15 protein-coding genes are annotated in these 14,343 nt (G+C 45.2%); 9 read left to right on the forward strand and 6 right to left on the reverse strand.

Translation table 11 applies throughout. The annotated features are described in order from the left end of the window. Positions 1-720: 720 nt before the first annotated feature. On the forward strand, positions 721-1,233 hold the full coding sequence (locus AACQ75_RS10060; RefSeq protein WP_013857407.1) for a GNAT family N-acetyltransferase: 513 nt from the start codon (positions 721-723) through the stop codon (positions 1,231-1,233). Here the strand turns inward: AACQ75_RS10060 and AACQ75_RS10065 are convergent. Then, positions 1,193-1,492 (reverse strand): DUF3301 domain-containing protein, encoded by a 300-nt coding sequence (locus AACQ75_RS10065; protein ID WP_017045584.1) that lies wholly within the window; start codon positions 1,490-1,492, stop codon positions 1,193-1,195. The genes AACQ75_RS10060 and AACQ75_RS10065 overlap by 41 nt on opposite strands. 11 nt (positions 1,493-1,503) lie before the next feature. Beyond that, entirely contained in the window at positions 1,504-2,547 is a 1,044-nt protein-coding gene (locus AACQ75_RS10070) for a DUF3549 family protein (RefSeq protein ID WP_094125083.1), read from the reverse strand. 122 nt (positions 2,548-2,669) lie between these two features. Between AACQ75_RS10070 and AACQ75_RS10075 the strand changes: the two genes are divergently transcribed. Both AACQ75_RS10075 and truC read left to right on the forward strand, forming a co-directional pair. Beyond that, the gene (locus AACQ75_RS10075; RefSeq protein ID WP_094125081.1) at positions 2,670-2,990 is read left to right on the forward strand and encodes a YqcC family protein; all 321 of its coding nucleotides are present in this window, start codon (positions 2,670-2,672) and stop codon (positions 2,988-2,990) included. Continuing rightward, a complete protein-coding gene (gene truC / locus AACQ75_RS10080; RefSeq protein WP_094125080.1) occupies positions 2,984-3,706 on the forward strand; it encodes a tRNA pseudouridine(65) synthase TruC in 723 nt (240 codons plus the stop codon). Before AACQ75_RS10075 ends, truC begins: the two co-directional genes overlap by 7 nt. A 109-nt stretch (positions 3,707-3,815) precedes the next feature. Here the strand turns inward: truC and dxs are convergent, their stop codons facing one another. The 3 genes from dxs to xseB all read right to left on the reverse strand — a co-directional run bounded on the left by dxs (position 3,816) and on the right by xseB (position 6,994). After that, the gene (gene dxs, locus AACQ75_RS10085; RefSeq protein ID WP_013857403.1) at positions 3,816-5,699 is read right to left on the reverse strand and encodes a 1-deoxy-D-xylulose-5-phosphate synthase; all 1,884 of its coding nucleotides are present in this window, start codon (positions 5,697-5,699) and stop codon (positions 3,816-3,818) included. Between the two features lie 19 nt (positions 5,700-5,718). Beyond that, complete coding sequence (gene ispA / locus AACQ75_RS10090) at positions 5,719-6,603, reverse strand: (2E,6E)-farnesyl diphosphate synthase (RefSeq protein ID WP_013857402.1); 885 nt, start codon at positions 6,601-6,603, stop codon at positions 5,719-5,721. Positions 6,604-6,751: 148 nt separating this feature from the next. Further along, the gene (gene xseB, locus AACQ75_RS10095; RefSeq protein WP_010319093.1) at positions 6,752-6,994 is read right to left on the reverse strand and encodes an exodeoxyribonuclease VII small subunit; all 243 of its coding nucleotides are present in this window, start codon (positions 6,992-6,994) and stop codon (positions 6,752-6,754) included. 353 nt (positions 6,995-7,347) lie between these two features. On the opposite strand from xseB, the gene pomA reads away from it, so the two are divergent. The 6 genes from pomA to rlmM all read left to right on the forward strand — a co-directional run bounded on the left by pomA (position 7,348) and on the right by rlmM (position 13,443). Next, positions 7,348-8,112, forward strand: a complete 765-nt coding sequence (pomA, locus tag AACQ75_RS10100; RefSeq protein WP_013857399.1) for a flagellar motor protein PomA — start codon at positions 7,348-7,350, stop codon at positions 8,110-8,112. Positions 8,113-8,123: 11 nt separating this feature from the next. After that, positions 8,124-9,068 carry a flagellar motor protein MotB gene (locus AACQ75_RS10105; protein WP_017044193.1) on the forward strand — a complete coding sequence of 315 codons (945 nt, stop codon included), beginning with the start codon at positions 8,124-8,126 and terminating at the stop codon, positions 9,066-9,068. A gap of 162 nt (positions 9,069-9,230) precedes the next feature. Further along, positions 9,231-10,679: a tRNA uracil 4-sulfurtransferase ThiI gene (thiI, locus tag AACQ75_RS10110; RefSeq protein WP_026028114.1), complete on the forward strand. Its 1,449-nt coding sequence runs from the start codon at positions 9,231-9,233 to the stop codon at positions 10,677-10,679. A gap of 376 nt (positions 10,680-11,055) precedes the next feature. Continuing rightward, positions 11,056-11,967 carry a transcriptional regulator GcvA gene (locus AACQ75_RS10115; protein WP_170888576.1) on the forward strand — a complete coding sequence of 304 codons (912 nt, stop codon included), beginning with the start codon at positions 11,056-11,058 and terminating at the stop codon, positions 11,965-11,967. Further along, a complete protein-coding gene (locus tag AACQ75_RS10120) occupies positions 11,957-12,355 on the forward strand; it encodes a DUF423 domain-containing protein (RefSeq protein ID WP_017044195.1) in 399 nt (132 codons plus the stop codon). Before AACQ75_RS10115 ends, AACQ75_RS10120 begins: the two co-directional genes overlap by 11 nt. Next, positions 12,352-13,443, forward strand: a complete 1,092-nt coding sequence (gene rlmM, locus AACQ75_RS10125; protein WP_170888577.1) for a 23S rRNA (cytidine(2498)-2'-O)-methyltransferase RlmM — start codon at positions 12,352-12,354, stop codon at positions 13,441-13,443. The genes AACQ75_RS10120 and rlmM overlap by 4 nt, the downstream gene beginning before the upstream one ends. A gap of 44 nt (positions 13,444-13,487) precedes the next feature. On the opposite strand, the gene xni is transcribed toward rlmM, so the two are convergent. Continuing rightward, a complete protein-coding gene (gene xni / locus AACQ75_RS10130) occupies positions 13,488-14,273 on the reverse strand; it encodes a flap endonuclease Xni (protein WP_170888578.1) in 786 nt (261 codons plus the stop codon). Positions 14,274-14,343: the final 70 nt, after the last annotated feature.

Below are 14,343 nucleotides of genomic sequence, written 5' to 3' on the forward strand. Positions count from 1 at the left end.
GTTTTTAATTAATATATCTATTTCTTTAGGTTGTTTTTTTAAAAATGATATTTTTAGGTGATTGTTTCTTAAAGCCAAACGAGTAAATTGAACCCTGTCGGAAGGATTCTGACAAGGAATTACAAAGCACCAAGGTTTGGTCTCTTCAGGAAGAAGACAAGGTTGTTCACGAAGAATAACCACGCAGGATGCTAGGACAGCGTAAGGATACAACAGTTGGCAGGATGCGAGCTGCATGGATTGGCGATGGACACCTTGTGGATAAGGCAGGACAACATCAGGATGATGTTATGGACACCGCTCAAGGAACAAGTGATGAGTATTGACCGGAGTGTTAGTACCATGGAAAGTTTGGACACCGCTAGGATGGCGATGCAGGATGAGCCGAAGAATTGGCCACTATTATGGATGATGCATGGAGCACACAATTTAGTAGCTGGACTGCTGCGAGTAAGACTTTAAGCCTCGACACATGCGTGTTGAGGCTTTTCTTATTACTTGCATTCTGGCTTTAGCGTGTTGTTGCTTCAAAAAAAGTTCATATGATAAGTGCAGCAAAATAATAACAACAAAAAAACAATCTAGATCAATTACCTCATCGTTCGGTTGGTTTAATTTTCGGCTTCTTTGCAAAAATAGAGTACCAGATTTTATCTGGGCTAAGGCGTATTGCCCTGAGCCTAGTTGAGTCTTTCGGTATTATTTTGCGGCTAACAAGGATTGTACGTGACAACCGTAACAAGAAGAACACTTCTTCTCCCTTACACCGATTCGTTAGAGTCTGATTTTTTGATGCTCAATTGTTGCGCCAAAAATCGGGCACAGATGAATGGCCCTAAAACGGTCGCTTCAGCAAAACAGCTTTTTCAACGAGTGCTTCATGATCCTCATTTGTACGCAATGGCGGTGTTAGATAATTATAACCGCGAATACATGGGGCATTTGTTCATTGAACTTGACGAAGAGCGAGCAGAACTCGGTTTTCTGTTTGATAAATTGTATTGGGGCAAAGGCATTGCAACTGAGGCATTGAAGGCTTTTTTACCTAAAGCGGCCTACCAATTGCAACGACAAAAAATTACAGCCACTGCTAATATTGGCCACCATGCCTCTATTGCGGTACTCAAAAAACTCGGCTTTGAGCTGTTGGGTGAGAAAGAAGATGTTTTTGGCCCTTATTGGGAATTTGAGTTTACATACGATGAGGCGGCAAATGAAAAGCAGATGGCCTAAAGCCTATCATTTGTAATTCACCTTGGTAGCAGTCGTCACCTAGTGCAGAAAACTCAAACCAATAAACGGTATGCCAACGCCAGAGTCCTTCTGGCGTTTTGAATTTGTGGCGTCCAAAAGCCACGCTGATCAGCTGTAAGTCGAGTTGTTCGCATTTTCGACTGATCGCCGCTTTTGCCAATTCGGCTTGGCGACGCTGTTGCCAGAAAAGAAAGCAGCCCAAGCTGAGTAATAAAATAGCCAATAGATCGCCTAGCATAAACATTCCAGTTATTGAGCTTTAGTTGTTTGTTGTAAGCGAATTAAGGCATCGGCTAATTCGATCGAAGGGCTAGAATGCAGCAGTGGCAGCAGTATCATTCGCAGTTCTGGCAGCATCACTAAATCAGCAAAGAGCTGGTTAAAGAGGGCTTGATTGCCTGTTTGCGCCAAGCGTAATAAAAACGTTTCGGCAAGTGATGGGTTAGACAATACATGCCACGAGCGCCCTGCAATGGCAATTAATATCTCTTGATGGCTCAAGCGTGGGCTTTGCAGAATACGTTCAACCAAGGTCGCGGTGAGTGCATTATTCGCACCTGATAAGGCTCGTATTAAAGCAGAGAGTAAGAACAGATCAGGTTCGTGGCTTTCGATGTGCAACATTGCCATCTCTTGCAAACGCAGCGCCAACTTATCATTCAACGGTGCACTATGTTCGAGTGCCCCAAGCAGGGCATACAAAGGCTGAGCGGGGAGGTGGTTTAATGCTTTCCTTAGTAACACGCTATTTTGTTCTTTGCTTAAACGAGCACAAATATCAGTAATGCCTTGTAAGCCGACCGTCTGCCAGTTTTCCCAGCCTAAATCCCCACTAAAATAGTGTTGTGCATGCTCATAATATTGGCTTGATGGTAGGTTCAACTGGGCGCGTATTTGGCTGTGGAATACCGCCATTTTGTCGTCGCTCGGTTTAAAGGTATAAGGATTATTGGCAAGCTTTTGTTGCTGCTCATCGCTGAGGTCTTGATGCAAACGTGACCCCATCGCTTCAAGTACAAACTTGATGAAGTTACCTATCTCAGCTTGTTTGAGTAGGCCTCGTTCATCCAAAGAGAATTTAAGAAACCAGATCCAAGGTTGTTGGGCTTGGTTCCAATACGCGATGGCAAGATGAGCATGACGCTGCAATGGATAGGGATACGGTTGTTGACCTTTTTCTACTTGAGAAAAGTGTGTATTTTCAATCGGGCAGATGCGTCTTCCTAAATCAAAGATCCGATATTGGCTACCACTATTGGTGAGCAATTGGCTAAGCGTATGAATGGTATCCATGGATAAAGTGGCCTTAACTTGTGTTCTTGAATAACTATTTTTGATCAATAACTCTCTTTGAACAATAAATGGTACTCTATAGCCCATTTTCAAGGTCACTTAGCAAATTAACTTGGTGAATAATGACAGTAAGCACAGAACTGACCCACCTGTTGAAGCAATTAGAAACTCAGCTACGCAATACTCAGTGCTGGCAATCTCAGCCGCCAAGCGAAAGCGCATTGATGAGCACAGAGCCTTTCTCCATCGATACCCTCACTCCGGAGCAGTGGCTGCAGTGGATTTTCATCCCCAAAATGTTATTGGCAATTGAGCAGCAAACAGAGCTTCCTCAAGGGTTTTCGCTCACTCCCTATTTTGAAGAGGCATGGCAACATCAAGCGGAATTGGCTGAGGTGATTGCGCTGCTACGTTTGATTGATGAGGTAAGCCAAGCATGTTAGATATTCTGTATCAGGACGATGATTTGGTCGCCGTGAATAAACCCGCAGGAATGCTGGTGCATCGCTCATGGCTAGATAAACACGAAACGCAATTTGTGATGCAAACGCTGCGCGATCAAATTGGCCAGCATGTGTTTCCCCTACATCGATTAGATAGGCCAACTTCTGGCGTGCTCGTGTTTGCGCTCTCCAGTGAAGTGGCGGCGCAAATGATGCCGATGTTTGCCAACCATCAAATGGAAAAAACGTACCATGCGATTGTGCGTGGTTGGATTGAACAAGGGGATGTGCTTGATTACCCACTCAAAATCGAGCTAGATAAAATTGCCGATAAGTTTGCCAAACAAGATAAAGAAGCCCAAGAAGCGATCACCGCTTATCAACCATTAGCGACAGTAGAAGTGCCGTATTCAACCGGGCGTTTCCCAACCAGCCGCTACTGTTTGGTGGAAATGAAACCGCAAACGGGCCGTAAACATCAGTTGCGTCGTCATATGCACCATTTGAGTCATCCGATTATTGGTGATACCACTCATGGTGATGGCAAGCACAACCGCCTATTTCGCGATCATTATGACGCGCAGCGTCTGATGCTCCATGCCTCTGAATTACGTTTTACTCATCCGTTTACTGGCCAAGCATTAGTGCTTAAAGCTGGTTTTGATGAGGTATGGCAAAGGCTGTTTACTCAGTTTGAGTGGAGCCAGCCGATATAAAAACAAAACCCTCGCGATGCGAGGGTTTTGAGTATTGGGATGTAACTGAAAGTGATGTAGTTCATCAAGACATTCAGTTCATAAAAGTCGGCAGCGAACAAAAAACGAGCTACTTCGCTAGATACTCTTGAATGGAACGCTCGATGCCTTTGGCATCTAAACCTAATTCTGCATGCAGCTCTTCTTGTGTACCTTGAGCGATGAATTGATCAGGCAAACCTAAATTGAGTACTGGTTTTAGGATTTTCTCTTTCATCATCAATTCAATGACGCCGGCACCCGCACCACCTGCAATCGCATTCTCTTCCAAGGTCACTAGCACATCATGTTGCGCAGCCAGTTGGCGAATGAGTGTTTCATCAAGGGGCTTAACAAATCGCATGTCAGCTACTGTTGCATTTAGCTTATCGGCTGCTTCAAGCGCGTTTGGTAGGAAAGTACCAAAGTTGAGGATCGCGATTTTTTCATTCGCGATAGCGGTGTCACATTGGCGCATAATGCGTCCTTTACCAATCTCTAACGCACTAAATTGGGTTTGAATTTCGACTCCCATTCCATTGCCACGAGGATAACGCACTGCGCTTGGCCCTGTGTGTTTATGGCCGGTATAGAGCATTTGTCGGCACTCATTTTCATCGGCGGGTGCCATGATCACCATGTTGGGAATACAGCGCATGAAGCTTAAATCAAACGCACCTTGATGAGTTTGGCCATCAGCTCCGACTAACCCTGCGCGGTCAATGGCAAACATAACGGGTAAATTCATGATGGCAACATCGTGGATCAGTTGATCATAACCCCGTTGTAAAAAGGTTGAGTAGATCGCCACTATCGGATGATCTCCCGCAATCGCCATACCTGTCGCAAGGGTGACGGCATGTTGCTCAGCAATCGCCACATCAAAATATTGTTGTGGGAACTCTTTTGAAAAGCGAACCATGCCAGAGCCTTCGCGCATCGCGGGTGTAATCGCCATTAATTTTGGATCTTGCGCGGCCATATCGCATAAAAAATCGCCAAAGATTTTAGAAAAAGTAGGTTTAGCATTGCTGCTTTTTGGCAGGCTAGTGTGGCTCGGGTCAAATTTAGGAACGCCATGGTAACCAATCGGATCTTTTTCGGCGGGCTCATAACCTTTGCCTTTTTTGGTCATGATGTGCAAAAACTGCGGGCCTTTGAGCTCGCGCATGTTGCGTAATGTCTTGATAAGTTCAATCACATCATGGCCATCTACTGGGCCGATATAGTTAAATCCAAGCTCTTCAAACAAGGTGCCGGGTACGACCATGCCTTTCAAGTGCTCTTCTGTGCGGCGTACCAGCTCTTTGATAGGCGGTATGCCAGAGAGCACTTTTTTGCCCCCTTCACGGATTGAGGTATAAAGGCTACCGGAAAGCAGTTGCGCTAAATGGTTATTCAGTGCGCCGACGTTTTCAGAGATCGACATTTCGTTGTCGTTGAGCACGACTAACATATCCGGATGAACGTCGCCAGCATGGTTCATTGCTTCAAAGGCCATGCCTGCGGTGATAGCACCATCACCAATTACGCCCACTACTTTGCGATTTTTCCCTTCTTTACCTGCACTGATCGCCATCCCTAAGGCGGCACTGATTGAGGTGGACGAGTGGCCGACAGAGAGCGTGTCATATTCACTTTCTTCACGCCAAGGAAAAGGGTGAAGACCGTCTTTTTGACGAATGGTCGACATTTGCTCGCGGCGACCAGTTAATATTTTGTGCGGGTAAGCTTGGTGGCCTACATCCCAAATCAGCTGATCAAAAGGGGTGTTATAGACGTAGTGTAGGGCAACCGTTAATTCAACCGTGCCTAAGCCTGACGCAAGGTGGCCACTCGACTGACTGACGGAATTAAGAAGGTAGTTTCTTAATTCATCACACAACGTTGGCAGAACCTCTTTCGGCAGACTGCGCAGTTCATCGGGTGTATTTGCTAAAGCCAGTGTTGGGTATTTTGAAATATCAAGAGTCATAATTTTGCGCGCTTATAGTTTAGTTCTTGCGCTCGACGACGTATCGGGCGAACTCTTCGAGTGATTCTGTATTGTAGGGTATTGCTTCCAAGGCTTGAAGAGCTTCCTGTAACAGACTTTGTGCTTTATCAATAGCACCTTGTAACCCTAGCAGTGCTGGGTAGGTACTTTTATTGAGTTGTTGATCCGAGCCTTGAGGTTTACCTAATGTCTCGGTATCGCTAACGATATCCAAAATATCATCTTGAACTTGGAATGCGAGACCAACGGCATCGGCATAGCGATCCAATTGTGGTAGTACCGCAAGCCCTTTTTCACCAGCCGCAAGCGCACCTAAACGGATTGCACAACGCATCAAGGCTCCCGTTTTATTGCGATGGATCTCTTCTAATTCCTGCACTGAGACCAGACGATTTTCCGCTTGCAGATCCAACGCTTGCCCTATGCACATACCTTGAGCACCGGAAGCTTGAGCCAACATTTGGACCATCTTAATGCGGTTGACTTGCGCATGCTCGGCGAGTTGACCTTCTGCCAAAATAGTAAAGGCCAGTGTTTGCAGGGCATCGCCCGCTAAAATCGCGATGGCTTCGTCAAATTCGATGTGACAAGTGGCTTTACCGCGACGCAATTCATCGTCGTCCATCGCGGGAAGGTCATCGTGGATCAATGAATAAGCATGAATACATTCTATTGCGCAGGCTGGGGTATCGAGTTCATCTGGCGTACAACCAAGCATTTGCCCTGTGATATACACCAAATAAGGTCGAGCTCTTTTGCCGCCAAGTAACAAACCGTAGCGCATCGCGTCAATCAACGGTTGTTTTTGGTGCGGTAAACGGCCTAACCAAAGGTTTAATTGGTCAATATTTCTTTGCTGATAGGAGCTCAGAGCCTCAATCATAGGGCACTCTTTCTACTAAGTTGTGGTATCTACTAGGTTACGATCGACCGTTTTCCTGTGACTTAATTGACAGGTTCATGTCACATAGCGAGCGATGAGATCGATAAATATGAGTCAGTAATAAGTATGTATCAGTAATACGTGCCTATTACTCAGGTAGTTCAGTAAAGTCAGAGAGTGGCGCGTCATCGCTCGCACTGAGCAAAATACTGACTCTCTGCTCCGCTTCACTTAACTTACTTTGTCCAGCACGAGCAAGGGATATTCCGCGCTCGAATTTTTTTAGCGCATCATCTAAGGCTAAATCGCCATTTTCTAGCTGTTCCACTAAGCTATCAAGTTCTTCGATTGTCGCTTCGAAGGACATATTTTCAGGTTTCTTGCTCGCCATAATCTTTTTATCTTGGTAAATATGCACGAAAGTTACCTTAGGGCGTAGTGATGGTCAAATTTAACCAACGATTTTTGTCTGAAAAGTCCCTCTTTTGGAACTGTCACTATCACAAATAATAAAAATAATAATACGATACTTAGCAACCAGACCGATATTTACTGAAATAGTGACGGTGACTCAGAATCTTGGTCATATCAGTGTGCTGGCAACAGTGCATCTTTGCTCAGTTTAGGTATAAACTGAATAGAGAGAATTTCGGTATGATCCAATAATTTACTTAAAGATTTGAATCTATTGCCGATAACGAGTTTAAACTCATTATCGCGGGTAAGCAGCATGAGGAGTGCTTTGTGGATTTAGCAACGCTGATAGGCCTGATCGGAGGCCTCGCTTTCGTTATCATGGCGATGATTTTAGGCGGAAGCCTAATGATGTTCTTCGACGTCACATCTATCTTGATCGTAGTGGGTGGGTCAATGTTTGTTGTATTGATGAAGTTCACGATGGGACAATTCTTCGGTGCAGCCAAGGTGGCAGGTAAGGCATTTATGTTCAAATCCGATGAACCTGAAGATTTGATCGCGAAAATTGTAGAAATGGCTGATGCGGCGCGGAAAGGTGGTTTTCTTGCATTAGAAGAGATGGAAATTACCAATAGCTTCATGCAAAAGGGGATCGATTTGCTGGTGGATGGCCATGATGCTGACGTGGTGCGCTCTGCGTTGCAAAAAGACATTGTATTGACTGATGAGCGTCATTCACAGGGAACTGGCGTATTTCGTGCTTTTGGTGACGTAGCGCCAGCGATGGGCATGATCGGTACTTTGGTGGGTTTGGTTGCCATGCTGTCTAACATGGATGACCCCAAATCAATTGGTCCTGCCATGGCCGTTGCCTTATTAACTACCTTGTACGGCGCTGTTCTCTCGAACATGATTTTTTTCCCGATTGCAGACAAACTTGCTTTGCGCCGAGATCAAGAAAAGCTTAACCGTCGTTTAATCATGGATGGCGTTCTGGCCATTCAGGATGGACAAAACCCACGGGTCATTGATAGTTATCTCAAAAACTACCTCAATGAAGGCAAGCGTGTTTTAGATGTTGATAGCGAATAACGGAGCCTGTAATGGATGATGAAGAAGGCTGTAAATGCCCACCTCCCGGCTTGCCGTTGTGGATGGGAACCTTTGCCGATTTAATGTCGCTGTTGATGTGTTTCTTCGTACTGCTGCTCTCTTTTTCCGAGATGGACGTACTGAAGTTTAAACAGATAGCGGGCTCGATGAAGTTTGCTTTTGGTGTGCAAAATCGTTTGGAAGTGAAAGACATTCCTAAAGGGACAAGCATCATTGCACAAGAGTTTCGCCCTGGCCGCCCCGAACCGACACCGATTGATGTCATCATGCAACAAACCATTGATATCACGCAGCAGACACTTGAGTTTCAAGAAGGGGATTCAGATCGAGCGGGTGGTGTTCAGCGTGAAGAAGGTCAATTGACGGGGGGGCAATCCCCTGAAACTTCAACGCAAAATAATCAAAATACTCAATCGGAAATGCAACAACAGCAAGCAGAATCTATGTCGCAAGAGATGGAAATTGTTGAACAGGACATCAAAAAAGCGTTAGCAAGAGAAATCGAACAAGGCGCTATTGAAGTTGAAAACTTAGGTCAGCAATTGGTGATCCGTATTCGTGAAAAAGGTGCGTTTCCCGAAGGCTCTGCATTTCTACAACCTAAGTTTCGTCCATTGGTTCGTCAAATTGCCGATCTGGTTAAAGATGTGCCGGGCATTGTGCGTATTTCTGGCCATACCGACAATCAAAGTGTCGATTCTGAATTGTATCGCTCAAACTGGGATCTTTCGGCTCAACGAGCGGTTTCTGTGGCGCAAGAGATGGAAAAGGTTCGTGGGTTTTCTCATCAACGACTCAGGGTGCGTGGTATGGCCGATACCGACCCAGTCGGCTCTAACGATACGGAAAGTGAACGTTCACGCAACCGCCGAGTAGAAATCAGTATCATGCAAGGTGAACCGCTGTACAGTGATGAAGTTCCATCCGTTCAGTAAGTTACGTTGGATTATGTAAAAACACATAGACGAGCGCTAAGGCTCGTCTTTTTTATGGTTATCACCTCGTGTATAATCCTGCGCCCTTAGCGGTGTATCAGTAGCAAGCAGAATGCGACCCATTGATTCACCACGTTGCCCAATCAGATTGCGAATAGAACTATGAAATTTATTGTTAAGCCCCATCCGGAAATTTTTGTTAAAAGTGACTCAGTACGCAAGCGCTTCACAAAAATTTTAGAGTCCAATATTCGTAATATCATCAAACGAAGAACAGAGTCAGTCGCGGTATTTAACCGTCGCGATCACATTGAAGTGGCTGCGCAAAGTGACCAATACTATCAAGAAGTCCTTGAAATTCTGACTCATACTCCAGGCATCCAGCAAGTGCTCGAAGTGCAGCAATCTGAGTTTAAGGATATGCATGACATTTACGAGCAAGTGTTAGCGCTCAGCCGTAATAACATCGAAGGAAAAACTTTTGTCGTGCGTGCTAAGCGTCGAGGAAAGCATGATTTTACCTCAATCGATGTTGAGCGTTATGTTGGTGGTGGTTTAAACCAAGCAGTTGAGAGTGCAAAAGTTCAACTTAAAAACCCGGACGTTACCATCAATATTGAAATAGCCGATGAATTGCTCAATCAAGTGATTGCCCGTTATAAAGGTTTAGGTGGTTTCCCTCTTGGCACTCAAGAAGATTTATTGAGTTTGATTTCTGGTGGTTTTGACTCGGGTGTATCAAGCTATTTACACATCAAACGTGGCTCAAAAGTGCATTATTGCTTCTTCAATTTAGGCGGTCCAGCGCATGAAATTGGTGTAAAGCAAGTGGCCCATTATTTGTGGAATAAATACGGTTCTTCAGCCAAAGTGCGTTTTATCTCGGTCGATTTCGAGCCTGTGGTGGCTGAAATCTTAGAAAAAGTAGACGATGGCCAAATGGGTGTGGTGCTAAAACGTATGTTTATGCGCGCCGCAGGCATGATAGCTCATAAGTTAAATATTGAAGCTTTAGTGACCGGAGAAGCGTTGGGTCAAGTTTCGAGCCAAACTCTAACTAATCTTCGTCATATTGATGGTGTGACAGATACTTTAATTTTACGTCCTCTCATCAACTGGGACAAAGAAGAGATTATTAAAGTGGCGCGCGAGATTGGAACAGAAGATTTCGCCAAAACGATGCCAGAATACTGTGGGGTTATTTCAAAAAGCCCAACAGTTAAAGCGGTGAAAGCGAAATTAGAAGCCGAAGAAGCGAAGTTTGATTTCTCAATCCTAGAGCACGTAGTTTACAACGCTCGTCAAATGGATATTCGTGATATTGAGAAAGAGAGCCAAGAGCAAGCACCTGAAGTTGAACAAGTGACCGCTATCGAAAAAGATGCGGTGGTACTTGATATTCGTAGCCCAGATGAAGAAGATGACAAGCCACTGCTGATTGAAGGTGTGGAAGTAAAACATTTGCCTTTCTACAAGTTATCGACTCAGTTTGGCGATTTGGATCAATCGAAAACATATCTCTTATATTGTGCGCGCGGTGTGATGAGCCGGCTTCAAGCTTTGTATTTGAAAGAGCAAGGCTTTAACAACATCAAGGTATATCGACCTTAATCGTTATCTCGATACAGAATCGACCGCTCACGTTTTCGTGAGCGGTTTTTTTATGGCTCCGACTTAATCACAGACATAAAAAAACACCGCCCAAGGGCGGTGCTAAAGAATTTGACAGACAGGTCAAACAATAAATACAGGAAGTATATGTTTTGGTGCAGGGGATAACTGCACAAAACAGGATGGTAGAATTCTACCTCACTCGAAATACGAGTTTGCAAACACAACATCGCAACAAAAGCCAATTGATTCATAACTGAATCAAGCCGTTCAGGCCTTGTTGCGGGGTGAAATATAGAATTTCTCTAGCCGCTCGGCAATGGACAATTTATAATGTTTCAGATTAAAAAAACTAATCTAATTTTTGAGTGTACCTATGTCCAGAAGATTGCCACCATTAAACTCGCTGAAAGTGTTTGAAGCGGCAGCTCGCCAGCTGAGTTTTACTCGCGCTGCGGAAGAGCTATTTGTGACACAAGCCGCAGTCAGTCATCAAATCAAAGCGTTAGAGGAATTTTTAGGGTTAAAGCTATTTCGCCGTCGTAATCGTTCTCTGCTATTGACAGAAGAAGGGCAAAGTTACTTTCTCGACATTAAAGATATCTTCACCGCACTCTCTGAAGCCACCGATAAGGTACTAGAGCGCAGTGAGAAAGGGGCATTAACCATTAGTTTACCGCCGAGTTTTGCGATTCAGTGGCTCGTGCCGCGTCTGGCCGATTTTAACCAGCAAGAGCCGGATATTGATGTGCGTATCAAAGCGGTTGATATGGATGAAGGTTCGTTAACCGATGATGTGGATGTGGCGATTTATTATGGCCGAGGTAACTGGCCAGGATTGCGTGCGGATAAGTTGTATCAAGAGTTTTTGATCCCACTCTGCTCTCCTTCTCTGCTGTTAGGTCCTAAGCCTTTAGCAACACTGGACGATCTAACACGGCATACTCTGCTACACGATACTTCTCGTAAAGATTGGAAACAGTTTGCTAAAGAGAACGATCTTGAAGGGGTGAATGTCAACCACGGCCCCATCTTTAGCCATTCGACCATGGTGCTGCAAGCGGCGGCGCATGGGCAAGGTATCGCTCTGGGGAATAACGTGTTAGCTCAGCCAGAGCTGGAAGCGGGTCGCTTGATTGCGCCTTTTGACGAAGTGCTGATGACTAAAAATGCTTTCTATGTGGTCTGTCACGAGAAGCAGGCCGATATGGGGCGCATCGCTACTTTCCGTGATTGGATGCTCAAAAAAGCCAGACGTGAACAAGAGGTATTGTTAGATGAAGAGTAAGTTATTGCTCGCTATCGCGGCTTTTATGGCGGGCGTTGGTGTCGCTCTAGGGGCTTTTGCCGCGCACGGCCTAAAAGCGTATTTAACCCCTTACTTGCTTTCGGTGTTTGAAACGGGAGTGCAGTATCAATCGATTCACGCTTTAGCCATATTAGCGTGTGGTATTTTGCTGCATTGTCGTTTGGGATCGAAAGCACAAAAATATTTTTTCATTGCGGCAATTTGCTTTATCATCGGCGTCCTTTGTTTTAGCGGCAGTCTTTACGCTTTAGCACTCACGGGCATCAAGTGGTTTGGCCCGATCACGCCATTTGGTGGCGTGTTCTTTATGCTAGGGTGGGGAGTGTTTGGCTATGCAGCACTTAATATTCAAGAGGTGGACCAGTGAAACACGTAATGCTCTATTGTCGTGCAGGCTTTGAAAAAGAGTGTGCCGGAGAGATCCAAGATAAAGCGACTAAGCTAGAGGTTTTTGGTTTTCCTCGTGTGAAAAATAATACGGGTTATGTGTTGTTTGAGTGCTATCAGGTCGGTGATGCCGATAAGCTGATTAAAGAGGTCGATTTCCAATCGCTTATTTTTGCTCGTCAGATGTTTGCGGTAGCGGCGGAATTTAGCGATTTACCTAAAGATGATCGTATTTCGCCTATCTTATCTGAACTCGCCGAACTCGAGGATTTTCCGCGTTGTGGTGACATTCGTATTGAAACGCCAGATACCAATGAAGCGAAAGAGTTGCTCAAATTTTGTCGTAAGTTTACCGTGCCATTGCGTCAAGCGTTACGTGGCAAGGGGATTCTGTCTAACAAAGAGTCGGCGAAGAGACCCGTGCTACATGTCTGCTTTATTCAACCCGGACACTGCTTCGTTGGGTATTCGTACACCAACAATAACTCGCCTTTTTTCATGGGTATTCCTCGTTTGAAATTCCCAGCCGATGCGCCAAGTCGTTCCACTCTGAAGTTGGAAGAGGCTTTCCATGTGTTTATTCCTCGTGAAGAGTGGGACGAACGTTTGGCTCCGGGAATGTGGGCGGTAGACTTGGGTGCATGCCCGGGGGGCTGGACTTACCAACTGGTGAAGCGTTCGATGTTTGTTCATGCTATCGACAACGGTCTAATGGCTGAAAGTTTGATGGACACAGGACAAGTGAAACACCATGCCGAGGATGGTTTTAAATTTGAGCCGCCACGCAAGAACGTGACTTGGATTGTGTGTGACATGATTGAAAAGCCAGCTCGTGTTGCGCATTTAATGGGGCAGTGGATCCTCAAGGGTTGGGCGAAAGAAGCCATCTTCAACTTAAAGCTGCCAATGAAAGGGCGCTATGATGAAGTTTTACAAGATATTGAAAATCTGAAAGTTTTTCTGATTAAAAATGATGTAAAGTTCCGCATGCAGGCAAAGCATTTGTATCATGATCGTGAAGAGATCACAGTGCATGTCCAATGCTTGTCGAACATCTCTCCGCACTAATGCTCCAATAGGTTAATTTAACGCTCCTTTCTAGGAGCGTTTTGCTATTCTGGATGGGATACTTGCGCTGAAAAGCGAATGTCTTGCAAATTAAAACCGAGCTCTATATCGGTCTTTAGTGTGGCAATGTGTTTGCAGACTCGCGCCATATCGATCTGCTCATCAAATTTTTTACGGTATTTCTTGGCCAAATCAGCACTGGCGTAGGCCGCTTCTATGTCGGGAAATTGCGTTAATATCTCTTTTGCTGCTTTTGGACCAATGCCGGCAATGCCGGGAATTTGGCTTGAACTGATGCCCGTTAATCCCCAAAAATCGGTTAATTGGCTCGGCTTTACGCCAAATTCCTGTTCAATAAAGGGTTGATCTAACCAACGATGTTGAAAGTAGTCACGAATTTGTAAAGTGGGGGAGAGCAGTTGGCAGTAGCCTTTATCGGTTGAAATGATCGTTACTTTTTCATCGTGGCTTGCCACTTTCGTGGCTAAGGTGGCCACCAAATCATCGGCTTCATCACCTTCCGAGAGCAGTGAATCAATCCCTAATTCCCACCATGCTTGCTGAATGGCGTCTAAGCCAAGTTGCAGTGCTTCTGGCATCGGCTTCCGGTTCTGCTTATAAGTCGGTAGAAGTTGTGCTCTCCAGCCCCGGTCTTGTAAGTGATGATCAAACACGGCGATGATGTGGGTCGGTTTAGCTTCATTGATGATACGGTGCAAGGTGCGCGAGGTTGTCTCTATGGTTCTTGCCATATCGTTAGGATCGGGTTGTGCGGAGTGCACCCGACGGATCAAATTCAAAGCATCAATGATGACAAGGTGTAAAGACATAACGACCAAAAAATAAGGGCTTAATAAGCCCTTATTGTAATGATCTCACTTAATATTGCCACTCATCCCC

The organism is Vibrio sp. B1-2 (genome assembly GCF_963888445.1).
Classification (GTDB): Bacteria; Pseudomonadota; Gammaproteobacteria; order Enterobacterales; family Vibrionaceae; genus Vibrio; species Vibrio anguillarum.

Coding starts and splice junctions, on each gene's coding strand:
- truC (WP_094125080.1), top strand. CDS start 2,984: ATGTTAGATATTCTGTATCAGGACGATGATTTGGTCGCCGTGAATAAA.
- AACQ75_RS10105 (WP_017044193.1), top strand. CDS start 8,124: ATGGATGATGAAGAAGGCTGTAAATGCCCACCTCCCGGCTTGCCGTTG.
- AACQ75_RS10070 (WP_094125083.1), bottom strand. CDS start 2,547: ATGGATACCATTCATACGCTTAGCCAATTGCTCACCAATAGTGGTAGC.
- ispA (WP_013857402.1), bottom strand. CDS start 6,603: ATGATTGAGGCTCTGAGCTCCTATCAGCAAAGAAATATTGACCAATTA.
- dxs (WP_013857403.1), bottom strand. CDS start 5,699: ATGACTCTTGATATTTCAAAATACCCAACACTGGCTTTAGCAAATACA.
- xseB (WP_010319093.1), bottom strand. CDS start 6,994: ATGGCGAGCAAGAAACCTGAAAATATGTCCTTCGAAGCGACAATCGAA.
- xni (WP_170888578.1), bottom strand. CDS start 14,273: ATGTCTTTACACCTTGTCATCATTGATGCTTTGAATTTGATCCGTCGG.
- thiI (WP_026028114.1), top strand. CDS start 9,231: ATGAAATTTATTGTTAAGCCCCATCCGGAAATTTTTGTTAAAAGTGAC.
- AACQ75_RS10075 (WP_094125081.1), top strand. CDS start 2,670: ATGACAGTAAGCACAGAACTGACCCACCTGTTGAAGCAATTAGAAACT.
- AACQ75_RS10120 (WP_017044195.1), top strand. CDS start 11,957: ATGAAGAGTAAGTTATTGCTCGCTATCGCGGCTTTTATGGCGGGCGTT.
- AACQ75_RS10115 (WP_170888576.1), top strand. CDS start 11,056: ATGTCCAGAAGATTGCCACCATTAAACTCGCTGAAAGTGTTTGAAGCG.
- AACQ75_RS10065 (WP_017045584.1), bottom strand. CDS start 1,492: ATGCTAGGCGATCTATTGGCTATTTTATTACTCAGCTTGGGCTGCTTT.